General features: G+C 64.9%; 23 protein-coding genes. 13 read left to right on the forward strand and 10 right to left on the reverse strand.

What is annotated here, in order from left to right:
• The first annotated feature begins 39 nt into the window (after positions 1 to 39).
• From tsaD to acs, 5 genes are all read left to right on the forward strand, one after another.
• Positions 40 to 1,185: a tRNA (adenosine(37)-N6)-threonylcarbamoyltransferase complex transferase subunit TsaD gene (gene tsaD, locus BJ122_RS13015; protein ID WP_110781415.1), complete on the forward strand. Its 1,146-nt coding sequence runs from the start codon at positions 40 to 42 to the stop codon at positions 1,183 to 1,185.
• Positions 1,186 to 1,401: 216 nt separating this feature from the next.
• Positions 1,402 to 2,391, forward strand: a complete 990-nt coding sequence (locus tag BJ122_RS13020) for an NAD(P)H-dependent glycerol-3-phosphate dehydrogenase (protein WP_027279147.1) — start codon at positions 1,402 to 1,404, stop codon at positions 2,389 to 2,391.
• Between the two features lies 1 nt (position 2,392).
• Positions 2,393 to 2,806, forward strand: coding sequence for an EVE domain-containing protein (locus BJ122_RS13025; RefSeq protein WP_110781416.1), 414 nt, complete (start codon positions 2,393 to 2,395; stop codon positions 2,804 to 2,806).
• Between the two features lie 130 nt (positions 2,807 to 2,936).
• Positions 2,937 to 3,596 (forward strand): class I SAM-dependent methyltransferase, encoded by a 660-nt coding sequence (locus BJ122_RS13030; protein WP_110781504.1) that lies wholly within the window; start codon positions 2,937 to 2,939, stop codon positions 3,594 to 3,596.
• 534 nt (positions 3,597 to 4,130) lie between these two features.
• Positions 4,131 to 6,080 (forward strand): acetate--CoA ligase, encoded by a 1,950-nt coding sequence (gene acs, locus BJ122_RS13035; RefSeq protein ID WP_110781417.1) that lies wholly within the window; start codon positions 4,131 to 4,133, stop codon positions 6,078 to 6,080.
• 232 nt (positions 6,081 to 6,312) lie between these two features.
• Here acs and BJ122_RS13040 read toward each other — a convergent pair whose 3' ends face one another.
• The gene (locus BJ122_RS13040) at positions 6,313 to 8,004 is read right to left on the reverse strand and encodes an acyl-CoA dehydrogenase family protein (protein WP_110781418.1); all 1,692 of its coding nucleotides are present in this window, start codon (positions 8,002 to 8,004) and stop codon (positions 6,313 to 6,315) included.
• Positions 8,005 to 8,182: 178 nt separating this feature from the next.
• Here BJ122_RS13040 and BJ122_RS13045 point away from each other — a divergent pair, with 178 nt between their 5' ends.
• Positions 8,183 to 9,004: a PaaX family transcriptional regulator C-terminal domain-containing protein gene (locus BJ122_RS13045; RefSeq protein WP_110781419.1), complete on the forward strand. Its 822-nt coding sequence runs from the start codon at positions 8,183 to 8,185 to the stop codon at positions 9,002 to 9,004.
• 90 nt (positions 9,005 to 9,094) lie between these two features.
• A complete protein-coding gene (locus BJ122_RS13050; protein WP_110781420.1) occupies positions 9,095 to 9,598 on the forward strand; it encodes a YbhB/YbcL family Raf kinase inhibitor-like protein in 504 nt (167 codons plus the stop codon).
• Positions 9,599 to 9,911: 313 nt separating this feature from the next.
• On the opposite strand, the gene BJ122_RS13055 is transcribed toward BJ122_RS13050, so the two are convergent.
• A complete protein-coding gene (locus BJ122_RS13055; RefSeq protein ID WP_110781421.1) occupies positions 9,912 to 11,057 on the reverse strand; it encodes an acyl-CoA dehydrogenase family protein in 1,146 nt (381 codons plus the stop codon).
• 173 nt (positions 11,058 to 11,230) lie between these two features.
• Positions 11,231 to 11,851, reverse strand: coding sequence for an SAM-dependent methyltransferase (locus tag BJ122_RS13060; protein ID WP_110781422.1), 621 nt, complete (start codon positions 11,849 to 11,851; stop codon positions 11,231 to 11,233).
• Between the two features lie 172 nt (positions 11,852 to 12,023).
• Here BJ122_RS13060 and BJ122_RS13065 point away from each other — a divergent pair, with 172 nt between their 5' ends.
• On the forward strand, positions 12,024 to 13,166 hold the full coding sequence (locus BJ122_RS13065) for an NAD(P)/FAD-dependent oxidoreductase (RefSeq protein ID WP_110781423.1): 1,143 nt from the start codon (positions 12,024 to 12,026) through the stop codon (positions 13,164 to 13,166).
• Between the two features lie 13 nt (positions 13,167 to 13,179).
• Positions 13,180 to 13,362 (forward strand): hypothetical protein, encoded by a 183-nt coding sequence (locus BJ122_RS13070; protein ID WP_110781424.1) that lies wholly within the window; start codon positions 13,180 to 13,182, stop codon positions 13,360 to 13,362.
• On the opposite strand, the gene BJ122_RS13075 is transcribed toward BJ122_RS13070, so the two are convergent.
• On the reverse strand, positions 13,355 to 14,281 hold the full coding sequence (locus BJ122_RS13075) for a hotdog domain-containing protein (RefSeq protein WP_110781425.1): 927 nt from the start codon (positions 14,279 to 14,281) through the stop codon (positions 13,355 to 13,357). The genes BJ122_RS13070 and BJ122_RS13075 overlap by 8 nt on opposite strands.
• Before the next feature lie 407 nt (positions 14,282 to 14,688).
• Here BJ122_RS13075 and BJ122_RS13080 point away from each other — a divergent pair, with 407 nt between their 5' ends.
• Entirely contained in the window at positions 14,689 to 14,868 is a 180-nt protein-coding gene (locus tag BJ122_RS13080; protein ID WP_110781427.1) for a hypothetical protein, read from the forward strand.
• Between the two features lie 213 nt (positions 14,869 to 15,081).
• On the opposite strand, the gene BJ122_RS13085 is transcribed toward BJ122_RS13080, so the two are convergent.
• Positions 15,082 to 15,372, reverse strand: a complete 291-nt coding sequence (locus BJ122_RS13085) for a hypothetical protein (protein WP_110781429.1) — start codon at positions 15,370 to 15,372, stop codon at positions 15,082 to 15,084.
• A gap of 165 nt (positions 15,373 to 15,537) precedes the next feature.
• Here BJ122_RS13085 and BJ122_RS13090 point away from each other — a divergent pair, with 165 nt between their 5' ends.
• The 3 genes from BJ122_RS13090 (at position 15,538) to feoB (ending at position 18,748) form a co-directional block, all read left to right on the forward strand.
• Entirely contained in the window at positions 15,538 to 16,278 is a 741-nt protein-coding gene (locus BJ122_RS13090) for a thermonuclease family protein (RefSeq protein ID WP_110781431.1), read from the forward strand.
• Positions 16,279 to 16,566: 288 nt separating this feature from the next.
• Positions 16,567 to 16,854 carry a FeoA family protein gene (locus BJ122_RS13095; RefSeq protein WP_110781434.1) on the forward strand — a complete coding sequence of 96 codons (288 nt, stop codon included), beginning with the start codon at positions 16,567 to 16,569 and terminating at the stop codon, positions 16,852 to 16,854.
• A gap of 10 nt (positions 16,855 to 16,864) precedes the next feature.
• Complete coding sequence (gene feoB / locus BJ122_RS13100; protein ID WP_110781436.1) at positions 16,865 to 18,748, forward strand: ferrous iron transport protein B; 1,884 nt, start codon at positions 16,865 to 16,867, stop codon at positions 18,746 to 18,748.
• Positions 18,749 to 19,082: 334 nt separating this feature from the next.
• On the opposite strand, the gene BJ122_RS13105 is transcribed toward feoB, so the two are convergent.
• The 5 genes from BJ122_RS13105 to soxZ form a co-directional block, all read right to left on the reverse strand.
• Positions 19,083 to 20,156: a YeeE/YedE family protein gene (locus BJ122_RS13105; protein ID WP_110781437.1), complete on the reverse strand. Its 1,074-nt coding sequence runs from the start codon at positions 20,154 to 20,156 to the stop codon at positions 19,083 to 19,085.
• A 117-nt stretch (positions 20,157 to 20,273) separates the two neighbouring features.
• The gene (locus BJ122_RS13110) at positions 20,274 to 20,969 is read right to left on the reverse strand and encodes a c-type cytochrome (protein ID WP_110781439.1); all 696 of its coding nucleotides are present in this window, start codon (positions 20,967 to 20,969) and stop codon (positions 20,274 to 20,276) included.
• A complete protein-coding gene (gene soxC, locus BJ122_RS13115) occupies positions 20,953 to 22,233 on the reverse strand; it encodes a sulfite dehydrogenase (protein ID WP_027279130.1) in 1,281 nt (426 codons plus the stop codon). The genes BJ122_RS13110 and soxC overlap by 17 nt, the downstream gene beginning before the upstream one ends.
• A 48-nt stretch (positions 22,234 to 22,281) precedes the next feature.
• Positions 22,282 to 23,979, reverse strand: coding sequence for a thiosulfohydrolase SoxB (gene soxB / locus BJ122_RS13120; RefSeq protein ID WP_110781441.1), 1,698 nt, complete (start codon positions 23,977 to 23,979; stop codon positions 22,282 to 22,284).
• 89 nt (positions 23,980 to 24,068) lie between these two features.
• The gene (gene soxZ / locus BJ122_RS13125) at positions 24,069 to 24,398 is read right to left on the reverse strand and encodes a thiosulfate oxidation carrier complex protein SoxZ (protein WP_110781443.1); all 330 of its coding nucleotides are present in this window, start codon (positions 24,396 to 24,398) and stop codon (positions 24,069 to 24,071) included.
• Between the last annotated feature and the right edge of the window lie 19 nt (positions 24,399 to 24,417).

A 24,417-nucleotide genomic window follows, 5' to 3' on the forward strand; every position in this document is an offset into this window, starting at 1 on the left:
GGGATTGCCAACCGGACGATTGCATTCTGAGACCCCGCAATGCTACGCCGGGGCAGCAAAGCGCAAGTCTGCCTGCAAACGCAAGGGCTCAATTTGGCTATTGACACAGCCTCGCTGGTGTTGGGGATCGAGACCACTTGCGACGAAACCGCAGCGGCCGTGATTGAGCGTGGCAGCGACGGTCGTGGTCGGATTCTCTCCAACATCGTGCATTCGCAAATCGAGGATCACGCGCCGTATGGCGGTGTGGTTCCCGAGATTGCGGCGCGCGCGCATGTCGATCTGCTCGACGGCGTGATCGCGCGCGCGATGCGCCAGGCCGATGTCGGCTTCGTGCAACTGAGCGGCGTCGCCGCCGCGGCTGGCCCCGGCCTGATCGGCGGGGTGATTGTCGGCCTGACCACCGCCAAGGCCATTACGCTGGTGCATGGCACGCCGCTGATCGCGGTGAACCATCTTGAAGCGCACGCGCTGACGCCGCGGCTGACGCACGCGCTGCCGTTCCCGTATTGCCTGTTCCTCGCCTCCGGCGGTCACACTCAGATCGTCGCGGTGCTCGGCGTCGGTGACTATGTACGGCTTGGCACCACCGTCGACGACGCGATGGGCGAAGCGTTCGACAAGGTGGCGAAGATGCTCGGCCTGCCCTATCCCGGCGGCCCGCAGGTGGAACGCGCCGCCGAAACCGGCGATCCGGAGCGCTTTGCGTTCCCGCGGCCGATGCTCGGCCGCCCCGATGCCAATTTCTCGCTATCCGGACTGAAAACCGCGGTGCGCAATGAAGCGAGCCGGCTGGAACCGTTGGAGCGCCAGGACGTCTGCGATCTGTGCGCCGGTTTCCAGGCTGCGGTACTGGAGACCATCATCGATCGTCTCGATGTCGGGCTGACGCAGTTCGCTGAGCGGTTCGGCCCGCCGCAAGCGCTGGTCGCGGCTGGCGGCGTGGCGTCCAACCAGGCGATCCGCGGCGCGCTGCAAACCGCCGCCGACCGTGCCGGCACCGAGTTCATTATCCCGCCGCCGAAACTGTGCACCGACAATGGCGCCATGATCGCCTGGGCCGGCGCCGAACGGCTGGCGCTGGGGCTGACCGATCCGCTCGAAACCGCGCCGCGCGCGCGCTGGCTGCTTGATGCCAATGTCACGACGCCGGCGAAATTCGCCAACACCCGCGCCGGGTTCTGACGATGAACGCGCTGGCGCCGCCCCGAGCTTGGCTTCACCTCTCCCCGCGTGCGGGGAGAGGTCGACCGGCCGAGCGCAGCGAAGCCGGTCGGGTGAGGGGGCGCGCCAACGCAACGCGGACTCATCAGCCCCCTCACCCCACCCCTCTCCCCGCAGGCGGGGAGAGGGAGCAGGCTGATCGCTGCGCAACCGGCATTTTGATGTGATGGAAGACCGATGACCATGATGAGTTCGATCGCCGTGCTGGGCGGCGGCGCCTGGGGCACCGCGCTGGCGCAGACCTGCGCCCGCGCCGGCCGCAAGGTGATGCTGTGGGAACATGACGCCGGTAATGCACAGCAACTGGCGAACGCCCGCGAAAGCCTGTTTTTGCCCGGCGTGAAACTGGAACCGGCGATCCAGGTGACGCGCGATCTTGCGGAAGCCGCGCGCGCCGATGCGATCCTGTTGGTCATTCCGGCGCAAGTGCTGCGCGCGGTGGTGAGCCAGCTGGCGCCGCTGATTGCGCCGCGTACGCCGCTGATCGCCTGCGCCAAGGGCATCGAACGCGGCACCCATCGTTTTATGACGGAGATCATCGCCGAATGCGCGCCGGAAGCGGTGCCGGCGATCTTGTCCGGGCCGAGCTTTGCCGCCGACGTGGCGCGCGGCCTGCCGACCGCGGTGACGATCGCCGCGACTGACGCCGCCGTCGCCGAAGCGCTGGCGCAGGCGATCAATTGCGGCAGCTTCCGGCCCTATCACTCGACCGACGTGCGCGGCGTCGAACTCGGCGGCGCCACCAAGAACGTGCTGGCGATCGCCGCCGGCATCGTCGAGGGCAAGAAACTCGGCGCCTCGGCACTGGCGGCGATGACCACGCGCGGCTTTGCCGAGCTGGTGCGGTTTGGCAAAGCCTATGGCGCCAAGACCGAGACCATGATGGGGCTGTCCGGGCTCGGCGATTTGATCCTGACCTGCGGCACGCCGCAGTCGCGCAATTTCTCGTTCGGCATGGCGCTTGGCAAAGGCGAGAGCGTGGACACCGCCTCGCATGGCAAGCTCGCCGAAGGCGCGTTCACCGCGCCGGTGCTGCTGGAGATGGCGCACGCCAAAAATATCGAGATGCCGATCTCGGAGGCCGTGGCGGCGGTGCTGGCCGGGCAGACCACGGTCGATGCCGCGATCGGCGCATTGCTGACCCGTCCTTTGAAATCGGAGCTGTAGCTTGGCGTATTGGCTGGTGAAGTCCGAACCCTCGGTGTGGTCCTGGCAGCAGCAGCTCGACAAGGGCGCCGCGGGCGAAGCCTGGACCGGGGTTCGCAATCACAGTGCCAAGCAGCATCTGATGCGCATGAAGGTGGGCGAGCGCGCGTTCTACTACCACTCCAATGAGGGCAAGGAGATCGTCGGCATCGCCGAGATCATCCGCGAGCACTATCCCGACCCGACCGATCCGTCCGGCAAATTCGTGTGCGTCGACCTCAAGGCGGTCGCGCCGCTGAAAACCCCGGTGACGCTGGCGACGATCAAGGCCGAACCGAAGCTCGCCGAAATGGCGCTGCTCAAGCAGTCGCGACTGTCAGTGCAGCCGGTCACCGACGCCGAATGGCGGCTGATCTGCCAGATGGGCGGCGTTTAGCCGCCATCACGCCGCTTGCGGTGTGACCCCATCCGCGCACAGTGTTTGCGTTCGTAGCAGGCATCAGCACCGCCACGTGCCGCGCGGCGTGGCGCTGGACTTTTGTCATGCCGCCCCGCATCACCGCGCGATGAGCACCGCCATCACCGACCCGATCGCTTTCATTCACGCCAATACCAGGCTGCGGCCGGTGCCGCTGGTGCCGGAAGTGGCGTTGCATGTCGCCGACGAGGCGCTGCCGCTGTGGAGCAAGACCGAGGAAGAACTGGGCGAGGCCGGGCTGCCGCCGCCGTTCTGGGCCTTTGCCTGGGCGGGCGGCCAGGCGCTGGCCCGCTACCTGCTCGATAACCCGGACACGGTCGCCGGCAAGGAGGTGATCGATCTCGCCTCCGGCTCCGGACTGGTGGCGATCGCGGCCATGAAGGCCGGCGCGCGCCGCGTCACCGCCTTTGATATCGACCGCTTTGCCTGCGCGGCGATTGCCATCAACGCCGCCGCCAATGATGTCGCGGTGAAGGTCAGTGGTGCCGACCTGCTGAGCGCGCCCCATCCCGAATTCGCGGACACCGTGCTGGCCGGCGACATCTTCTACCAGCGCGATATTGCCGAATTGGCGCTGCAATTTCTCAGCAGCCGCGCCGCTGACGGCGCAAGCGTGCTGATCGGCGATCCCGGCCGCAGCTATCTGCCCAAGGACCAGCTCACTCAGCTCGCCCAGTTCGGCGTGCCGGTGTCGCGCGATCTGGAAGACGCCGAGATCAAGAACACCAGCGTCTGGACGCTGCGCTAGCCGCGGCGCTTTGCCGCGGCTAGCTAACAATCAGTGCAAAATTCGCCTGCTGATCACTTCGCAGCTGCGAAATTCAATTTCGCGCCGCAGCGTCGCATTGATCGCACCGCACTATCTCGCCTTTGCCCGGCTGGCGGAATTCTTGGCGATAACAGCACCCGGCACCCTCGGTTGGATGCCAAAATGAGAGATTTTGGCCCTGTTAGCTCACCGCTCGCTACGCACTACCAACTTGATTGCACTGCACAATCAGCGGTGTAGCACCGCCTAACAGGGCCAAAAGTCCTATACAGGACGGCTTGTCGGCGCCCCGGGCGGCAACGCATAATCGTATCAATAGCCGGAGGGCGGGACGATCGCATCTCTCGTGGCCGGTGACGCTTATCCATCAGGCTTAATGCAGACTTTGCCGGAACGTTCGACGCCCGGCGAAGTCGTCGGCGCTGATGGTAAGCCGCCGGGAAGCGCGGTTGCGGTCGAAGGGCACTGACGGCGGGTGCGGCAATGACCGCTCATTGGGGTGTGGAGGAACGAATGTCCGAGAAGATCTATGACGTGCCCGCGGAATGGGCCAAGCGCGCCTTTGTCGACGACGCGAAATATCGCGAGATGTATGAGCGCTCGGTGAAGGACCCGACCGGCTTCTGGGGCGAGCACGGCAAGCGCCTCGACTGGATCAAGCCCTACACCATCGTCGAAAACACCTCCTACGCGCCCGGCAATATCTCGATCAAATGGTTCGAGGATGGCGAGCTGAACGCCGCCTGGAACTGTATCGATCGTCATCTGGAGACCCGCGGCGACCAGGTCGCGATCATCTGGGAAGGCGACGATCCGTCGGAATCGCGCAAGATCACCTATCGCGAGCTGCACGACGAGGTCTGCAAGATGGCCAACGTCTTGCGCAACCGCAACGTGAAGAAGGGCGACCGCGTCACCATCTATCTGCCGATGATCCCCGAGGCGGCGTTCGCGATGCTGGCCTGCGCGCGGATCGGCGCGATTCATTCGGTGGTGTTCGGCGGCTTCTCGCCGGATTCGCTGGCGCAGCGTATCACCGACTGTCAGTCCAAGGTGGTGATCACCGCCGACGAAGGTCTGCGCGGCGGCCGCCGCGTGCCGCTCAAGGCCAATGTCGATGCCGCGCTGCGCAAGGTCGGCGGCGTCGATTGGGTGGTGGTGGTGAAGCGCACCGGCGCTGACGTGTTCATGGATGACGTCCGCGACTTCTGGTACCACGAAGCCGCCGAGATGGTGACCACCGACTGCCCGTGCGAGCCGATGAACGCCGAAGATCCGCTGTTCATCCTGTACACGTCCGGCTCCACCGGCCAGCCCAAGGGTGTGCTGCACACCACCGGCGGCTATCTGGTATTCGCGTCGATGACGCATCAATACATCTTCGATTATCACGACGGTGACGTTTACTGGTGCACCGCCGACGTCGGCTGGGTCACCGGCCACAGCTACATCCTCTATGGACCGCTGGCGAACGGCGCCACCACGCTGATGTTCGAGGGCGTGCCGAGCTACCCGAGCAATTCGCGTTTCTGGGAAGTGATCGACAAGCACCAGGTCAACATCTTCTACACCGCACCGACCGCGATCCGCGCGCTGATGCAGAGCGGCGACGAGCCGGTGAAGAAGACCTCGCGCAAGAGCCTGCGGCTGCTCGGCTCGGTCGGCGAGCCGATCAACCCCGAAGCCTGGGAGTGGTACTACCACGTGGTCGGCGACAACCGCTGCCCGATCGTCGATACCTGGTGGCAGACCGAGACCGGCGGCATTCTGATCACGCCGCTGCCCGGCGCCACCAAGCTGAAACCCGGCTCGGCGACCCGGCCGTTCTTCGGCGTGGTGCCGCAGATCCTCGACGCCGACGCCAATGTGCTGGAAGGCGAATGCACCGGCAATCTGTGCCTGGCGCGCTCCTGGCCGGGCCAGATGCGCACCGTCTATGGCGATCACGCCCGCTTCGAGCAGACTTACTTCTCGGCCTATCCGGGCAAGTATTTTACCGGCGACGGCTGCCGGCGCGACGCCGATGGCTTCTACTGGATCACCGGCCGCGTCGACGACGTCATCAACGTGTCCGGCCACCGCATGGGCACCGCCGAGGTGGAATCCTCGCTGGTCGCCCATCCCAAGGTGTCGGAAGCCGCGGTGGTCGGTTATCCGCACGACATCAAGGGCCAGGGCATCTACGCCTATGTCACGCTGATGACCGGCGTCGATGCCACCGAGGAACTGCGCAAGGAACTGGTGGCCTGGGTGCGCAAGGACATCGGCCCGATTGCCTCGCCCGACCTGATCCAGTTCGCGCCCAGCCTGCCGAAGACCCGCTCCGGCAAGATCATGCGCCGCATTCTGCGCAAGATCGCCGAGGACGAGCCGTCGACGCTGGGCGACACCTCGACGCTCGCCGATCCGGGGGTAGTCGATGAATTGGTGGCGCACCGCCAGAACAAGCGGCCGAGCGCGTAAGCGCCAAGCGGCCTCCACATCCGCAACATCCAATGCCCGGGCTGGTCCCGGGCATTGTCATTTCAGGACGAGATGATGGCGCTCAGACCAACGGCGATTGACACCAACCACTCCGCACGTCATGGCCGGGCTTCGTCCCGGCCATCCACGTCTTTGATCTTGCGGCGCTTTCAAGACGTGGATGCCCGCTACGAGCGCGGGCATGACGGGTCAATGGTAGGAGCCGCCGGTATCAGGCGTCGACCGCGGCGCGCTTGATGATCGCCGCGCAATCGACGCCGCGCGGCAACGCGCCGAGATTGCGCTCGCCGAGGCCATCGAGCCGCGAGGCGCAGAACGCATCGGCCACGAACGCCGGCGCATGCTGCACCAAGAGCGCCGCCTGCAGCGCCAGCGCCATGCGATCGACCAAACCGCGGCTGCGGAATTCGAGATCGCCAAGATCAGCAAACTCCTGGCGCAGATCGGCGATCCAGCGATCGAGCCGGGCATTGCCGCCCTTGGCCTTCATCACTTCGGCGAAATACACCTGCAAGCCCTCCGGCTGCTTGCCGAAGGCACGCAGCACGTCGAGGCACTGCACATTGGAGCTGCCCTCCCAGATGGCGTTGACCGGCGATTCCCGGAACAGCCGCGGGAACGGGCTGTCTTCCATCACGCCCGAGCCGCCCAGGCACTCCATCGCTTCATAAGCGTGGTTCGGGGTGCGCTTGCAGATCCAGTATTTGCCGGCCGCGGTGCCAAAGCGCATCAACAGTTCTTCGGCGCGATCGGCGCGGTGATCGATCGCCCGGCCGATGCGCATCGCCAGCGTCAGCGACGCTTCGCTTTCCAGCGCCAAATCGGCGAGCACGTTCTGCATCAGCGGCTGATCGACCAGCTGCTTGCCGAACGCGGCGCGGTGCGTGCAGTGATGGATCGCCAGCGTGGTGGCGATGCGCTGGCCGGCCGATGAGCCGATCATGCAATCGAACCTGGTCATCGCCACCATGTCGATGATGGTGCGGATGCCCTTGCCTTCCGGGCCGACCATCCAGCCGAGCGCGCCGCGCAGCTCGGTCTCGCTGGTGGCGTTGGAGGCGTTGCCCATCTTGCGCTTCAGGCGGATGATCTGCAGCGGGTTCTTGGTGCCGTCGGGACGCCAGCGCGGCATCAGGAAGCACGACAGCCCGCCGCTTGTATGCGCCAGCGTCAGGAACACGTCCGACATCGGCGCCGACACGAAGAATTTGTGGCCGACCAGTTCGTAGAGCTGGCCTTCGCCCTCGGCGCCGACCGGGAACGCTTGGGTGCTGTTGCTGCGCACATCCGAGCCGCCCTGCTTTTCGGTCATCGCCATACCGACCACCAGCGCCTGCTTGTCGCGGTCCGGCACGTTGCGCTGGTCATAGGCGCACGCGGTGATCTTCGGCTCCCAGATCTTGGCGACCTCGGGCGTGGCGCGCAGTGCCGCCACCGCGGCATGGGACATCGACACCGGGCAGCCATGGCCGGCTTCGACCTGGGCCTGCATGTAGAACCGCGCGGCACGCGCCACCTGCGCGCCGGGACCGGGGCTGGTCCAGGGCGAGGAATGCAGGCCGTGCTCGAAGGCGACCTTCATCAGCTGGTGATAGGCGGGGTGGAAGTTGACCTGATCGATGCGGTTGCCGAACCGATCGTGGGTTTCCAGCTCCGGCTTCACATGGTTGGCGACGATGCCCAGCTCGCGATACTCGGCCTGGCCGGTGAGCGCACCGAACGCGGTCAGCTCGTCCTGCGCCCAACCGGCAGCCTCGCGCTGCACCGCCTGCTGCAACACAGCGTCCTGGGTGAACAGATTGTAGTCGCGCAGCTCGCGCGCGACGTTGACGACCTCATGGGTCGAGGCGAGCGACTGCTCGGCCTTGGTGGCGACTGCAAACACATTCACCGGCGCGTTCATGGTGAATTCCTCCCGATCTGGTGGTGACTGCGGGCAGTCACTGGCGGCTTTGGCCGTTATGGATGATCGGGGAATTGTTACATTGCGAAACGATCGCGGTCAATCTATGTAATATTTCATGACAGCGTGTTCCCGCTCGGCTTGCGCGGCGTCCGACGGATCGTCATTGTCGTCGGCAATGACCGACCTTGCCCAACCGTCGCCCCGCCACCTTCTGATGAATCTGCTGCGCGCCGCCGACAAGGGCTGCCTGACCGCGGCCGAGGCGGTGGCCGCCGGGGAATTGTTCGGCATCTCCGGCAATGCCACCAGAGTGGCGCTGGCGCGGCTGGCGGCGGCGGGCTTGGTCGATGCCAAAACCCGCGGCAGCTATCGGCTCGGCCAGGCCGGGGTGGCGCTCGATAATGAGGTGTCGGCCTGGCGCAGCGCCGAGGCGCGGGTGGTGCCCTGGAGCGGGCGCTGGATCGCGGTGCTGACCACCGGGCTGCCGCGCACCGACCGCGCCGCCTGGCGCGCCCGCGAGCGCGCGCTGTCGCTGCTCGGGCTGCGTGAGCTGCAAGGCGCGCTGTTCGTGCGCCCCGACAATCTCGATGGCGGCGTCGCCTCGGTGCGCGCTCGCCTGGCCTCGCTCGGGGTCGGCGCCGAAACCCCGGTGTTTTGCGCCGATCAATTCGATGACGCGCTCGATCAGCAGGCCCGCCAGCTCTGGAACGCCGACGAGCTGATGCGCTCCTATCGCGACGGCTGCGCGCGGCTGACGCAGTGGCTGGCCGGCGCCGCCAGCCTGCCGGAAGGCATCGCCGCCAAGGAAGCGTTCTTGATCGGCGATCACGCGATCCGGCAATTGGTGTTCGATCCGCTATTGCCCGATCCGCTGATCGATGCGGCATTGCGCCGCCGCTACCGCGATACGGTGATCGCCTTCGATCAACAGGGCCGCGCGATCTGGTCGACTTTCCTCGCCGCGGCGCGCGCCAGGACCACGGTTTCCGCCGCCTGACCACCGGCAAATTGCAGCCACCGTCGCCGCGTCGTATCGTGCGCCGGCGCGGCAAGGCCGCGGCCAGCTGAGACATTTGGGGAGAGATCAATGGCGTTTTCGGTGCGCAGCAACAGCTTCAAGGACGGCGACTATCTGCCGAAGCCGCACATCCTGTCGGAGGATTTCGGGTTCGGCTGTGCCGGCGGCAATCAGTCGCCGCATTTGGCCTGGTCCGGCGCGCCGGAAGGCACCAAGAGCTTTGCCGTGACCTGCTATGACCCGGACGCGCCGACCGGCAGCGGTTTCTGGCACTGGCTGGTGGTCAACATCCCCGCCAACGTCACCGAGCTGGAGCTCGACGCCGGCAATCCACGCGCGCCAAAGCTGCCCGCAGGCGCGCTGCAGACCCGCACCGATTTCGGCGCGCCTGGCTATGGCGGACCGTGCCCGCCGCCGGGCGATCATCCGCATCGCTATTTCTTCACGGTGTTCGCGGTTGGCGCCGAAACGCTGCCGGTGGCCGCCGACACTTCGGCGGCGGTGGTCGGCTTCAACCTGCATTTCAACACGCTGGCCAAGGCCGCGATCGTCGGCCTGTTCAAGCGCGACTGACGCGGCGCACCAGCTGTGATCGGTTGATAGCAACTGATCGACACGTCATGGCCGGGCTTGTCCCGGCCATTTTCGTTGTTGCTGCCGTACCGTCTGATACCATCGGGTCGTATCAATGACCGTCATGCCCGCGCTTGTCGCGGGTATCCACGTCTTAAAATCGCTGCAAGCGCAAAGACGTGGATGGCCGGGACGAGCCCGGCCATGACGTGCGGATAGGTTGATATCAATTGCCGTTGGTATCAAACGAACATGCCCGCGACAAACGCGGGCATGACGTCTCAATGCTGGTCAAGCGTGATCGCGCCGCCGCCTACAGCGAGCGCGCGATCAACAGCTTCATCACCTCGTTGGTGCCGCCATAGATCTTCTGAATGCGGGAATCGATGAACATCCGCGAGATCGGATATTCCTGCATGTAGCCATAGCCGCCATAAAGCTGCAGGCATTCATCGACGGTCTCGACCTGCTTCTGGGTGCACCACCATTTCGCCATCGAGGCGGTGACGGCGTCGAGATCGCCGGCAATCAGCCGCTCGATGCAGAAATCGACGAACACCCGCGCGATCATCGCCTCGGTCTTGCGCTCCGCCAGCGTGAAGGCGGTGTTTTGGAACTCGATGATCGGCTGGCCGAACGCCTTGCGCTCCTTGGTGTACTCCGCGGTGAGACGTACCGCGCGCTCCATCGCCGCCACCGCGCCGACCGCGATGATCAGCCGTTCCTGCGGCAATTGCTGCATCAGCTGCGCAAAGCCCTTGCCCTCTTCGCCGCCGAGCAGGTTTTCACGCGGCGCCACGGCGTTTTCGAAAAACAGCTCGGAGGTGTCGGAGGCGTGCAGGCCGATCTTGTCGAGGTTGCGGCCGCGCTTGAAGCCGGGATTGTCCTTGGTCTCGAGCACGATCAGCGACAGGCCCTTGCCGCCGGTGCCGCCGGTGCGCGCCACCACCACAATCAGATCGGCGGTCTGGCCGTTGGTGATGAACGTCTTCTGGCCGTTGATGACGTAGTTGTCGCCGTCGAGCTTGGCGGTGGTGCGGATGCTCTGCAGATCGGAGCCGGTGCCGGGCTCGGTCATCGCGATCGCGCCGATCAGCTCGCCGCGCGCCATGCCGGGCAGCCAGCGCTGCTTCTGCTGCTCCGAGCCGTAATGCAGGATGTAATGCGCGACGATGCCGCTCGACACGGTGACGCCGGACAGCGCGTCCGGCACGATCGCTTCCATGTCCTCGAACACCGCGGCGTCATAGGCGAAGGTGGCGCCGAGCCCGCCATAGGCTTCCGGAATGCTCGGCAGCAGCGCGCCCATCTCACCAAGCTTCAACCACGCGGAGCGGTCGACCATCTTCTGCGCCCGCCACTTGTCGGCGTGCGGCGCCAGATCCTTGGCCAGAAACCGGCGGAACTGATCACGGAAGGTTTCCAGCTCTTCGGTCATCCAAGGGGAGCGGTACTGCATGTTTCCTCGCTTTGTTTTTGTCGATCGCTACGCCCGACGATCATCGATCATCGTCGTGAACGGTGAGCCGCCTTTCTAATGCGGCACTGCGCCGAGATAAACCGTATCGGCGTCCGCTTGTGATCGACAAGCGCGCCGATATTGCGCGCGATGGCATGTCGGCCAATTCATCATCACGCCCGCGGCTTCCAGGCGACCAGATCAATCAGCGCCGACATGCCGCTGTGGCCGGCGCCTTCTTCGATCACCGCGTCATATTCCTGGATGCACAAGCGCTCGAAATCACCAAACGCCTGTTCCAGCAGCGCGCGGGTGTAGAGCTTCTCCGGCTGTTTGGGACCGCCGGTGCCATAGCCGATCTGCTCGGGCCGATAGCCTTCGATCAGCAGCAACCCGCCGGGCTTGAGCGCGGCGCGGATACGCTCGAACAGCAGCGCGCGCTGCTCGGGCTCGGCGAACTGAAAGAAGATGCCGACCACGACGTCGAACTCGCCCGGCCATTGCCAAGTGAACAGATCGACCTGCTCGGTTGCGATGGTGACGCCGCGCGCTGCGGCCAGACGCTGCGCCTTGCGCTGCGCGGACGGCGCGTAATCGACCGACAGCACCGACAGACCACGCTGCGCCAGAAATACGCCGTTGCGGCCCTCGCCATCGGCGATCGACAGCGCGCAGCCACTTGGCGGCAAAAGGCCGCAGCTCGCCGCCAGAAACGCATTCGGCTCGGTGCCGAACACGAACTCGTCGCTCGAAAACCGCGTTTCCCAGCGCAAAAACTCTTCTTCAGCGCTCATACGCACCCTGATCACAAGCCGATCAATTTCCCGTGTCACGGCCGCGATCTGCGCATCTTGCCGCAGTTCTCACAATCTGCCGCGCTAGCGCCCTTGTTCGCAGTGACATGGTCACAGAGATAACGCCACGCTTCATGCGACACGGCAAGTCAGTGGTGGCGCGGACAGGACGATGACCAACATCACCATCATTGGTTCTGGGTTTGCTGCTTTGGCGGCCGCGCGCGAATTGCGTCGCCGCAAGGTCGATGCCGACATCACCATGGTGTCGCCGCGCGATCAGCTGCATTTCCTGCCGAGCGTGATCTGGCTGCCGCCGCGGCTGCGCAGCGCGAATGCGCTCAAAGTGCCTCTGGCGAACTTCTTCGCCAAACACCACATCAATTACGTGCAAGGAACGGTTTCCAGTCTGAAGGATGGCGGGCGGGTCGTGGTGACCGACCGCGGCGAGCTGCGCAACGATCATCTGATCGTGGCGTGCGGCGCGCGCTTCATGCGTGACCTGCCCGGCCTTGAGCATGCGCTGATTCCCGGCGACCAGGTGGCTGACGACGGCCTCGATACCGGCGAGGAAATCGCCCGGCGCATCGAGGCGATGAAGGGCGGCACGATCGCGGTCGGCTTTGCGGGCAATCCCGAGGAGCCGAGCGCGGTGCGCGCCGCACCGATGTTCGAGCTGTTGTTCATCATCGACAAACTGCTGCGTCGGCGCGGCAAGCGCCCCGGCTTTCAGCTGGCGTTCTTCAGCCCGGCGTCGCGGCCGGGAGCGCGGCTCGGCGACCGCGTTCTCGACGGGCTGTTTGTGGAAATGAAGAAGCGCGGCATCGTGGATCTACGAGGCCGCAAGCTGCTGCGCTTCGAGGACGGCAAAGTGGTCGCCGACGGCAGCGAGTTCGACGCCGACCTGATCCTGTTCATGCCCGGCCTGACCGGGCCGCAATGGCTGGCCGACAGCGGACTAGCGCTGTCGCCGGGCGGCATGATCCGCGCCGACGAGCTGTGCCGCGCCGAAGGCGCGACCAATGTCTGGGTCGCCGGCGACGTCGGCTCGTTCCCGGGGCCGGACTGGATGTCGAAGCAGGCGCACCAGGCCGGGCTGCAAGCGCTGGCGGTCGCCGCCAATATCGACGCGATCGAGAGCGGCGAAGAGGCCAACACCCCGTTCAAACCCGAAATGATGTGCATTGTTGACGCGCTCGACGCCGGCACACTGGTATTTCGTAACGAACACTTTGATTTTGTACTGCCTAATTCGAGAATCGCTCACTGGCTGAAGCGGGCCTATGAGCGACACTACCTGACCACATACCGCTGACGAGGACCGTGCCATGGCAAGCGAACCGAACAACAAGCCTGTCGAGCAGACCGACGCCATCCGGCGCCACATGGGAGCCACGCTCGATGCCTTGATCGTCACACTGCTCGCGATGGCGCGGCCGCTGCCCCCGCAGCCGGTGTTGCAGCCGGTGCCGGTGGTGCGTCGCCGGCGGCGGCAGTTGCCGGCTAAGTAGCCTCGGCACCTGCTTCCGATGCTTCGCGACGCAGCATGAAATGACCGTAGCACGATGCGATCGGCTCGTCGGGGCTGGACTGGTAGGCTTGCGCCTCGAAAGCCACCACCCGCCGGCCCTGCTTGACGATCGACACTTTGGCGAAGGTATCGAGCGGACGCCCTGAGCGCAGATAGTTGACCGTGAGCCCGATCGGCTTCGGCGGCGCGCTCAGTGCCATTTCGCGGCCGACCTGGACCACCGCCGCCGTCTCCAGAAACGCGCCGATCACCCCGCCATGCAGCGCCGGCAGGATCGGGTTGCCGATCAGCTTGGGCTGATACGGCATCATCAGCGTGTGGTCGTCGGCGTATTTGATCCCCAGAAAGCGCGGATAGGGATTGCGCTCGAACAGGCCGGTCGGGTCCGCGGGCGCTTCCAGCGGCGGCAGTTGATCGTACGGCACCTTGGAGGTCTGGTGCAGCATGTCGGAGCGGTTGGCGCCGAGCATGAAGATCGCGGTGGCGCTCGCCACCGGCACCTCTTCGGAATCCTGATAGGCGGTGGCGCGCACGAAGGCGATCGAGCGCGTCAGCCGGTAGCAATGGGCGTGGGCGCGAATCGCCTGACGCGGCGCGGCCGGCCGCAAGTAATCGATGCGCAGATCGAGCGTCGCGATCGCCCCGGTCGCTTCCGCCGCGAGTTGCACCGCCATCCCGCAGCTTTCATCGAGCATGATGGTGACGACGCCGCCATGCATCACGCCGCTGGCGTCATCGCCGACAAACACCGGATGAAACGGCAGGATGGTCCAGGCCTGCGCCGGCTCGGCGCGTTCGAGCTGCAACCCGACCAGCGTACCGTGCAGCGAGCGGCGATTGCGGATGCGGTGCAGCTTGGCTTCAAACCAGGGCGACGCGGCGGAGGGAGTGTCATGCATGTCAGATCGCCTCTTTCCGGGCTTGCGGAGGTCGGCGACCGGCACGGCCAGGATCGCGGCAGCACGCTACACGACCAGGCGCGGCGATCTCGGCTCTCCGACTATTCGTTTCCTCGTCGAGCCGGGTTGGCCCGTGGTTGTTGTTGGCCCGCCATGATGCAGCGGGCATTGCAGCACAATAGGCGTCAGCTTGTTGGCGCTGCAAGCGCGCTACAATCTGCACTTGTGAATCGGCCATGCAGCGTAACCCGGGCCATCCAGCGCGGGCCCGCTGCGAATCACTAGCGCCTGACGCGACTGCAACGGCTTGACCTCGCTGGTCAGAGGGCCACGCAATGCCGATAGTCCCTCGCAAATGCGCCAAGCCCTTGAAGAATGCGGTAACGTTCGGTAGGTAGGCTGCGTTGATGTCAACCAATGTCACCGACCGAGCCATGGACGAGACAATTGCGAGACTGAACATCGACCATTACCGCCGGCTTCTGGATACCGAGCCTGATGAAATCAGGCGCAAAGCCATTTTGCGACGGATGGACGAAGAACAGTCTAAGCTGGAGCGCAAGCTCCGATCAGGTGCGATCGGCTGATCCGATTCCTTGTGATCAGCCAGATGTGAGGCACTGACCACACATCGAGGCACATCGCTGCGCGATTGCCATTGATACAATTCGACTGCCTACAATCCCGCATCGATGACGAGCTGAAGCTAAACGCGGCAGCCCGCGAACCCGTATTTTTACGGGCATCGCGGCTCCGCGCGCTGCTTGCGCATCTACCGATAACCCCATCTGCATAAGCAATTAAAGCGTCGGGTCTGCCAGATAGCGCGGCCACTGCGCCTCGAATTCGGGGAAGTAGCGCGAGATCACCGCGACATCGAATTCGCGCAGGATCGCCTCTTTCGGCTCGCGCGCCAGCAGAAAGCGAAACGCCGCTTCCACGCAGCGCTCCGGCGGATGCTGATCACCCACGAGCCGACTACGCAGCGCGCGGGCCATGGTGACGCGGTACTGACTGCTGCCGGCGGTATCCCGCACCGCGACCTGGTAAATACCAGGATCGCCGTCATGGAGTTGCCTGACATTGATCATGCTATTCCTCCATTCTCCGGCAGGCTTGAGCCGACGCGCACCGCATGGCGAACAGCAGCGGACCGGCAACGCCGTGGTGCGGCTTGTTTATCGCGCGGCGCCTTGTAGGAATAGCCGCTCCTGACCCAGGGCTCTCACCCGACGATCAAGCAAGGATCACCCGGCATGCGCGCGTTTCTCGTTCTGTCCGCCCTGCTGTGCGCACTGCCCGCCGCCGCGGCCGACGTGGTGGTCCGAGACGGCCGGACCCTGCAGATCGGCAGCACCAGCTACCGGCTGGCCGGCATCGACACACCGGATATGGACCAGATCTGCCTCAATGACCGCGCCGACCCCTGGGCGTGCGGCGTCGGCGCCCGCGACGCCTTGGCCAAGCTGATCGGCGAGCGCGCCGTCAGCTGCCGCGATCTCGGCGCCGACCCACTCTATAAAGCGCGCCGGCTCGGCGCCTGCACCATCCAGGGCGAGACGGTGAGCCTCGGCCAGCAGATGGTGCAGCAGGGCTTTGCCATCAACCTGCCCGGCAGGGACCGCTTTGCCGGCGACGAGGCCAAGGCGCGGATCGAGCACAGCGGGCTGTGGCGCGGCTGCTTTGCGGCGCCGCAGAGTTTTCGGCGCTCTGACCGCGACGCGGTGCTGCTCGGCGCCTCCTGCCGCGACGACAAGCGCGCCGAGACCGTCGAGCTGTTGTTCCCGGCACGCACCACCATGCCGCCCGGCTGCTCGATCAAGGGCAAGTTTGCCCGGCGGGCGCGGCTGACCGGCAATGTCGGCGTCTATCACCACCAGGGCTGCCGCAGCTATGCAGGCAACACCAAGCCGGACCGCTGGTTCTGTTCAGAAGATGACGCCAAGGCCGCCGGGTTCCGCCGCGCCTATAATTGCCGAGCCAGCAGCGGCAATTGACGTCTGAAGGCCGCCCAGCCGGAAATTGGTATCCAGATCCTGCCGTCAGCATTGTTGGCGGCCGCAAACGGTATTGAATTGCAGTCGCCGGTTCCGTTCGGAAGAACGTTCATGATAATCATTTCGCGAAGGGCGGCCCTGCATTGCTGTCGATTGCGAATGGAACCGTTTGCTGTGCAAAAGATGTAGACAGCTCGTGCGAGAAATTTGCGCTAGCTCAAATCATCAGCTCATGATTTGGTCTTATTAGGAAGCACAAGCAACAAGCTGCCCTGCCGAAGGCTCAGAATGCCCCAATCCGGAACACGAAACCACAAACGAGCAACCGTCAAATTGCTCGGCAATGCCCGGCGCGGGTTTTGCGGAACCGTCCACGCCATTGAGGCGCAGGACGTGACCTCCACCCTGCATCCGACCGAGCTGGAAAGCCGGCTGATCGAGCTGGGTTTTGTCGAGGGGGCTCGGATCGAGGTCCTGCACGAAGGTGTTATTGGACGCGACCCGATTGCGGTCCGCGTCGACAATAACACCATCGCGGTGCGGCGGCGCGAGGCCATGGCGGTCGTGCTGGGCTGACGGCCACCTGATGAGTTCCATTGTTGAGCTTCAATCGCTGCGCCTGGCGCTAGTCGGCACCCCAAACTGCGGAAAAACATCCCTTTTCAATGCCTTGACCGGCAGCCGGCAACGGGTCGCGAATTACCCGGGCGTCACGGTCGAGCGCAAAGCCGGCACCTTCACCACCCCGGCCGGCCGTAACGTCACGCTGATCGACCTGCCCGGCACCTATTCGCTGCGCGGTCGCAGCCCGGACGAAGACATCACCCGCGATATGGTGCTCGGCCGCTTCCCCAATGAAGCGCCGCCCGATCTGGTGCTGTGCGTCGCCGATTCCACCAATCTGCGCCTGACCTTCCGGCTGCTGCTGGAGCTGAAGCAGACCCGGCGGCCGCTGCTGCTGGTGCTGAACATGTTCGACATCGCCACCCGCCGCGGTGTGCAGGTCGATCTTGAGCGGCTGTCCGCTGAACTCGGCGTGCCGGTGGTGACTTCGATCGCGGTGCGCAAGGGCGGCACCGAGGCGCTGCTACAGCGCACCGACGAACTGGCGGCGCAGCACGTTTCCGCCGAGGTCGAAAACAATTGGAAGCCGATGACGGTCGCCGAGCTGCGCGCGTTGCAGCGCGAGGCCGATCACATCATCGCCGCCTGCATCAGCCTGCCGGCCCGGCCGGAGACGCTGACCTCGCGCATCGATCAAGTGGTGCTGCACCCGGTCGCCGGGCTTTTGGTGCTGGTGCTGATCCTGTTCTTGATGTTCCAGGCGGTGTTCAGTTGGGCACAGCCGGTGATGGAACTGTTCTCCGACAGCTTTGCCGCGCTCGGCCAACTGGTCCATGACAACCTGCCCGATGGCCTGCTGCAGAGTTTTCTGCAGAACGGCGTGATTTCCGGCGTCGGCAGCGTGGTGGTGTTCCTGCCGCAGATCGTGCTGATCTTCCTGTTCATCCTGCTGCTGGAAGACTTCGGCTACATGGCGCGCGCCGCGTTCCTGATGGACCGCATCATGGGCGGCGCCGGGCTGCATGGCCGCGCCTTCATTCCGCTGCTGTCGAGCTTTGCTTGCGCCATTCCCGGCATCATGGCGACGCGGGTGATCGACAATCGCCGCGACCGGCTGACCACGATTCTGATCGCGCCGCTGATGACCTGCTCGGCGCGCATTCCAGTCTATACGCTGATCATCTCGGCTTTCGTGCCGGCCAAACAGATCTGGGGCTGGGTCAGCTTGCAGGGCTTGGTGATGTTCGGGCTCTATGCCGCAGGCATCCTGAGCGCGCTCGCGGTGTCGTTGGTGATCAAGCTGACCATGTGGCGCGACTATGAGCCGGCGCCGTTCATGCTGGAATTGCCTGACTACAAGATGCCGCGGCTGCGCAGCGTGGTGATCGGCGTCTATACCCGCGCCAAGATGTTCCTGCAGCGCGCCGGCACCACGATCTTCGCGATGATGGTGCTGATCTGGTTCCTGGCCTCGTTCCCGCGGCCGCCGGCAGGCGCCACCGAGCCCGACATCAATTACAGCCTGGCATCGATGATCGGCCACGCGATCGAGCCGCTGCTGGCGCCGCTCGGCTTCAACTGGCAGATCGCGGTGGCGCTGATCCCCGGCATGGCGGCGCGCGAGGTGGCGATTGCCGCGCTCGGCACGGTCTATGCGATCGAGGGCGGCAAGGAAGCCGCCGAGCAGATCGGTCAGGTGCTGGCCAGCAAATGGAGCCTCGCCACCGCGCTGTCGATCCTGGTCTGGTACATTTTCGCCCCGCAATGCGCCTCGACGCTGGCGGTGATCCGCCGCGAAACCGGCAGCTGGCGCTGGGTGGCGGTGTCGTTCACCTACATGATGACGCTGGCCTATTTCGCCAGCTTTGCCACCTACCAGATCGCCCGCAGCCTCGGCGCCGGCTAGGCGTTGCGCTTCCACCCATGACACGTCATGCCCGCGCTTGTCGCGGGCATCTACGTCTTATGGAGCGGTGCAGTATCCAAAGACGTAGATGGCCGGGACGAAGCCCGGCCATGACGGGTGGGTTAGTGATCGCCGTCGGGATCACCGGCGCCCTCCCGCCGCCGCTCGCAGCACTGGCTGTTACGTTATTTGACAGCTCGACCGCGATGCCGCCTCGCGCGATGACTTATCCGTTTTTCAGGAGCCCCCACCCGACCGGCCTTACGGCCGGCCACCCTCCCCGCAAGGGGGAGGGAAAATCCCTCAGGCACCACTCACAACACCGGCGCTCGCGTTATTTGGCGGCGATGGCTGCGGTGGCGGCCGGCCGATCGACCAAAAGATGGGTCGCCATCGCGCCGATCCACATCGCCAGCAGCGCCACCCAGGCGGTGACCGCAAAGATCGCGCCGCCGGTGACGCCAGCGCCGACCGCGCAGCCGCCGGCCAGCATACCGCCAAACCCCATCAGGATCGCGCCGATCGCGTAGCGCGTCATGCTCGGACCATCGTGAAAGCCCTGCAGCTTCCAATCCCGGCCGGCCAGCGACGCCAGCAGCGCACCGGCAAACACCCCCGGCACCATGCCGGTATCGAAACCGAGCGGCAGCGACGGCGAGTTGATCAGCCCCATCAGCGTATCGGCCGACGGCCCGATGAAGCTGACGCTCTTGATGGTCACCGGGGTAAAGGCCTGCTGCGCCAACAGGTAGGTGATCAGCCAGCCGCTGGCGACCGCGAGCCCAACGCCAATCGCATAGATCCCGGTGCGCAGGCTGACGCTGGCGCGATAGGCCAGCCACAGCCCTACGACCAGCAACGCGGCGCCGAGCAGCGTGCCGAACAGCGCGCCGGCATGGATCAGCGACAACAGGTTGCGCGCGGCGCCGCCCGGCACCGTCCAGAGATTGAACAATTGCTCGCGCACCGGCGATAGCAGGCCGCGCAGCGAGGCCTGCGCGACGATGGTCAGGATCAGCCCGGTGATCAGCGCGCGCAGATTGCCGGTCGCCGACAGCACCAAGAGCCGGCTGGCGCAGCCGCGCGCCAGGATCATGCCGCAGCCGAACATCAACCCGCCGATGATCGCCCCGGACAGGCTGCCGCGTGCCGCGAGCTGGCGCGCCTCGCTGACATCGAGCACGCCGGCGAGGATCGCGCCCTGAGTGGCGATCACCGCGGCGGAAAAGGTCAGCAGCCAGATCGCCAGCTTGTTGCCGAACCGGCCTTCGGCAAATTCGATGGTGGCCGAGCGCAGGCAGAACGTGCTGCGCTGGGCGCAGGCCCCGAAGATCACGCCGATCAGCACGCCGCCGGCGGTCAGCAGCATGTCTTCGTCGAATCGGGCAGAGAGGGCATCCAAGTTCACGGCCGAACTCCCCTGGGCGAAGCCGCTGCCAGCGCCCTCAGCACCCTCGCTGCGGCCCTCTGGCCGTCATTGATCTTCCGCAAGCCATCGCTGAGACCGGCTCCGTTGCGCTTGCGACTAATCGACCGCCGGGCCGTTCTTGCCTTCCGGCGTGACGTCCACCGAGATCGCCCGGCCGATCACCTTGGGCTCGTCGCGGCAATTACTCATGCAGGGCGACTTGTTCCAAAAGTGCTTTTCGGTGGTGTCGCGGTCGTCCTCATAGAAGCCGGCGGCATTGGGCATTTTGATCTTGGCCAGCGTGTTCTTGTTCAGCTCGAAATTCTCGTCCTTGATGACGTCGTTCATGCTGAGAATATAGGCCGCGACCGCATAGATCTCATCGTCGGTCAGCGAGCGGGCATTGCCATAGGGCATCGCGCGCTTGATGTAGTCGAACAGCGTGGTGGCATCGGACCAATAGGAACCGACGGTCTTGTCGGGCCGGTCGGCCTTCAGACTACCAAGACCGCCGGCCAGCACCGGATAACGCCCGACGCCTTCGCCGAACTCGCCGTGGCAAGTCGAGCAGCGCTCCTGAAAGATCGCATCGCCCAGTTTCGGCGTGCCCTTGCCGTCCGGCAGCCCGGCGCCGTCGGGACGCACGTCGGTGTCCCACGCCTTGATCTCTTCCGGCAGTGCCACCCGGCCAAGACCGAGCTTGGCGCCCGGCTTGATCGCCAGCTGCTGCTGCGCGACCGCGACCGAGGTGAGCAGGCTGAGTGCGGCCAGCGACGCCGTCAGCGCACGCAGCGCACTAGCTGATCTCGACATTTTCCGTTTCCCCGTTGGCGCGGACGAGCCAGGTCTGGATGCCGTTGTTGTGGTAGATCGAGTTGACGCCGCGGATCTTGCGCAGCTCCGGCTTGCTCGGCTGCACATAGCCGGTGTCGTCGATGGCGCGCGACTGGATCATCATCTCCTGACCGTTCCAGTCGAAATCGACATAGAACCGCGTCAGCGACTTATCGAGGATCGGGCCATCGAGCCGCGCCGTGCCCCAGTTGCGGCCGCCATCGATCGAGACGTCGACGCGCTTGATGGTGCCGCGTCCGGACCAGGCAAAGCCGCTCAGTACGTTGCGGCCCTTGTGCTTGAGCGGCGCCTGCGGCGATGGATTGGTGACCACCGACTTGGCATCCATGACGAAGGTGTGCTTACGCGCCCGGCCATCCGGCATCAGGTCGGTGTATTTCGAGGTTTCCTCGCGGGTCTGCCACGGCATGTCGCCAGCTTCGATGCGGCGCAGCCACTTGACCCACATATTGCCCTGCCAGCCCGGGATCACCGCGCGCAGCGGATAGCCCTGCTCCGGACGCAGCGCCTCGCCATTCATGGCGAACGCGATCAGCACGTCATTGAGCGCTTTGTCGATCGGCAGCGAACGATTGAGGCCCGCGGCGTCGGCGCCTTCCAGCATCAGCCATTTCACGTTCGGCTTCAGCCCGGCTTCGTCGAGCAGCACTTTGAGCGGCACGCCGGTGTACATGACATTGTGCACCATGCCGTGCGTGAACTGGCAGCCATTGAGCTGGGCGCCGCGCCATTCCATGCCGGAATTAGCCGCGCATTCCAGGAAATAGATGCGGTTGACGCGCGGCATGCGCTTGATGTCTTCCATGGTGAAGACCAGCGGCTTTTCCACCAGGCCATTGATCATCAGCCGATGGTCGGCGGGATTGATCTCGGCAACGCCGCTGTGATGGCGCTCAAAGCACAGCCCGGACGGGGTGATGATGCCGTCGAGTTCGTGCAACGGCGTAAAATTCACCGAGGATTCCGCCGAGGCGGTCAGCCAGCCGACATCGCGGCGCACGACATGCTTTTCGTATTTCGACGGCATGCCATAGGGCCGGCGATCGACGCCGTCGCCGAGCAGCTTGTTGAAGTCGTGGACTTCGGTGATCGCCGGATCGGGCTGCGCGGCGGCTTCGGCCTTGGCCTTGCCGATCGGCAGCGCGGCGCCGGCGGCCAGCAGCCCCGCTGCACCCAGGAAACCACGGCGGTTGAGGACGTCTTTGGGGGCTTGCTTGCTCATCGCAATCGCTCGTGCTCCGGCGTTCGAACTATCCAGCTTCGATCGGTTTCAGCTTCCCAAAACCTTCACGGCGTTGTTGGGCGTCACCGACACCACCTTGTGGCGCTCGACATGGGCCGCCAGCACATCCCAGATCGGCGGGCCCTGCGTGCCTTCATTGACGCTGGCCCAGCCGGCGACGCTGTAGCGCTTCGACGCTTCGATCGGCTTGCCGCTCTTGAGATGGGTGAGATCGGAAATGCGCGCGCCAGCCGGCTTGGCAATGTCGATCGCGTAGCCCATGCCGCCGACCCGCACCATGTCGCCGCCGCCCTGGAAATACGGATCGGGATGGAAGATGTTGTCGGCGATATCTTCCAGCACCTCTTTGAGCTGCTGGCCGGTCATCTCGATCCGGTAGCAATTCGGATAAGTGATCGCGGTGGCGTTGGTAACGTGTTCCCAGGTGATCTCGTCATTGGGTAGCAGCGAGCCGCCCCAGCGGAAGCCGGGCGACAGCGCGATCTCGACGTCACGCTGCTCCAGCATGGCGTTACAGATCAGATCGTCGAAAGTGCCGTTGAAATTGCCACGCCGGTACAGCAGCGAGTCGGTGCGGCCGATGGTGCGTTGCAGATCCTTGGCATAGGGCGCGCGCACTTGCTCGATCAGCTTGGCCATCGCCAGATCGGGCGCGATCGCGTCGGCGAACACCGGCATCAGCTTGAAGCGCAGCCCGCCGACCTTGCCATTCGCCACATCGATATCGAGCCTTGATACGAATTTGCCGTGCGAGCCCGACGCCACCAGCACGGTGTCGCCGACCCGGACCAAGCCCGGCATGGCATCATGGGTGTGGCCGGTGAGAATGACGTCGATGCCTTTGACGCGGCTGGCGAGCTTGCGATCGACGTCAAAGCCATTATGCGACAGCAGCACCACCACGGCGGCGCCTTCGGCGCGCGCGGCATCGACCTGCTTCTGGATATCTTCCTCGCGAATGCCAAATTCCCAGCGCGGAAACATCCAGCGCGGATTGGCAACCGCGGTTCGCGGCAACGCCTGACCGATCACCGCAACCTTGACGCCGCCGCGCTCAAACGTCTTGCGCGCCTCGAACACCGGCTCCTGCCATTCGTTGTCGCGCACGTTCTGCGCCAGGAACGCGAAGGGCGCAGCATCGACGATCGCCTTGACGCGATCGGCGCCGAGCGTGAATTCCCAATGCGCGGTCATGGCGTCGAGCTTGAGCGCCGACATGACATCGACCATGTCCTGGCCGTCGGTCTTGAGCGCGGTCCAACTGCCCTGCCAGGTGTCACCGCCGTCGAGCAGCAGCACATTGTCGGCGCCGCGCTCGGCGCGCACTGCGGCGACCAGCGTCGCGATGCGGTCGAGCCCGCCCATGCGGCCGTAATTGCGCGCCAGAGAGATGAAATCATCAGAGGTCAGCGCGAACGCATCGGCCGATCCGGTGGCGATTTTGAAATAGGCGCGAAACTCGGCGTCGGTGAGATGCGGCGGCTGTCCCTTGACCTCGCCGACCCCGAGATTGATCGACGGCTCCCGGAAATGCAGCGGCATCAGCTGCGCGTGGATGTCGGTGACGTGCAGGATGGTGAGGCGACCAAGCGCATCGAACTTCGTGATGTCGGCCTGCGTCAGGCGCTGCTGCGCCGCGACCTGGCCGAGCGGCCCGAGCCCGGAGCCGAGCACCAGCGTCGAGGCAGCCGCCGTCGCTTGCAGGAATTCCCGCCTTGAAATCATCGTTCCACCCTTGGCCGTCTAATCGCCGCCAATTCGGCGGTCATTATCGTTGCGTGCGCGGCCGCGGCGTGAGCCGGGCCGCTTGCGAACTAACCGACGGTTATTTTGTTTTTGGAGACGTAGTTCGAGCCGTCATCATCCTTCCAGGTGAAGGTGAATTCGCCGCTCTCGGCGGCCTTGTAGAAGAACGACTGGAACGGATTCGACGAGATCGCCGGATTCCACTCGGCTTCAAAGAACGGCTTGCCGTTAAACTCGGCCACGAATTTGTTGATGATCTTGCGCGGCACGATCTTGCCGGAGGCGTCCTTGCGCTGACCGGACTCCATTTCGTGGGAGATCAGCGTCTTGATTTCGATCAGTTCGCCCGGCTTGGCCTGGGCGGGAACACGGACGCGGGGGGTGGGTGCGCTCGACATGATGTATTTCCTCGCCTTG

It is taken from the genome of Rhodopseudomonas faecalis (assembly GCF_003217325.1).
GTDB classification, from domain to species: Bacteria; Pseudomonadota; Alphaproteobacteria; order Rhizobiales; family Xanthobacteraceae; genus Rhodopseudomonas; species Rhodopseudomonas faecalis.

Coding starts and splice junctions, on each gene's coding strand:
- BJ122_RS13065 (WP_110781423.1), top strand. CDS start 12,024: ATGACCAACATCACCATCATTGGTTCTGGGTTTGCTGCTTTGGCGGCC.
- BJ122_RS13050 (WP_110781420.1), top strand. CDS start 9,095: ATGGCGTTTTCGGTGCGCAGCAACAGCTTCAAGGACGGCGACTATCTG.
- feoB (WP_110781436.1), top strand. CDS start 16,865: ATGAGTTCCATTGTTGAGCTTCAATCGCTGCGCCTGGCGCTAGTCGGC.
- BJ122_RS13080 (WP_110781427.1), top strand. CDS start 14,689: ATGTCAACCAATGTCACCGACCGAGCCATGGACGAGACAATTGCGAGA.
- BJ122_RS13075 (WP_110781425.1), bottom strand. CDS start 14,281: ATGCATGACACTCCCTCCGCCGCGTCGCCCTGGTTTGAAGCCAAGCTG.
- BJ122_RS13040 (WP_110781418.1), bottom strand. CDS start 8,004: ATGAACGCGCCGGTGAATGTGTTTGCAGTCGCCACCAAGGCCGAGCAG.
- BJ122_RS13110 (WP_110781439.1), bottom strand. CDS start 20,969: ATGTCGAGATCAGCTAGTGCGCTGCGTGCGCTGACGGCGTCGCTGGCC.
- soxZ (WP_110781443.1), bottom strand. CDS start 24,398: ATGTCGAGCGCACCCACCCCCCGCGTCCGTGTTCCCGCCCAGGCCAAG.
- tsaD (WP_110781415.1), top strand. CDS start 40: ATGCTACGCCGGGGCAGCAAAGCGCAAGTCTGCCTGCAAACGCAAGGG.
- BJ122_RS13085 (WP_110781429.1), bottom strand. CDS start 15,372: ATGATCAATGTCAGGCAACTCCATGACGGCGATCCTGGTATTTACCAG.
- acs (WP_110781417.1), top strand. CDS start 4,131: ATGTCCGAGAAGATCTATGACGTGCCCGCGGAATGGGCCAAGCGCGCC.
- BJ122_RS13090 (WP_110781431.1), top strand. CDS start 15,538: ATGCGCGCGTTTCTCGTTCTGTCCGCCCTGCTGTGCGCACTGCCCGCC.
- soxC (WP_027279130.1), bottom strand. CDS start 22,233: ATGAGCAAGCAAGCCCCCAAAGACGTCCTCAACCGCCGTGGTTTCCTG.
- BJ122_RS13095 (WP_110781434.1), top strand. CDS start 16,567: ATGCCCCAATCCGGAACACGAAACCACAAACGAGCAACCGTCAAATTG.
- BJ122_RS13020 (WP_027279147.1), top strand. CDS start 1,402: ATGACCATGATGAGTTCGATCGCCGTGCTGGGCGGCGGCGCCTGGGGC.
- BJ122_RS13030 (WP_110781504.1), top strand. CDS start 2,937: ATGAGCACCGCCATCACCGACCCGATCGCTTTCATTCACGCCAATACC.
- BJ122_RS13060 (WP_110781422.1), bottom strand. CDS start 11,851: ATGAGCGCTGAAGAAGAGTTTTTGCGCTGGGAAACGCGGTTTTCGAGC.
- BJ122_RS13070 (WP_110781424.1), top strand. CDS start 13,180: ATGGCAAGCGAACCGAACAACAAGCCTGTCGAGCAGACCGACGCCATC.
- soxB (WP_110781441.1), bottom strand. CDS start 23,979: ATGATTTCAAGGCGGGAATTCCTGCAAGCGACGGCGGCTGCCTCGACG.
- BJ122_RS13055 (WP_110781421.1), bottom strand. CDS start 11,057: ATGCAGTACCGCTCCCCTTGGATGACCGAAGAGCTGGAAACCTTCCGT.
- BJ122_RS13045 (WP_110781419.1), top strand. CDS start 8,183: ATGACCGACCTTGCCCAACCGTCGCCCCGCCACCTTCTGATGAATCTG.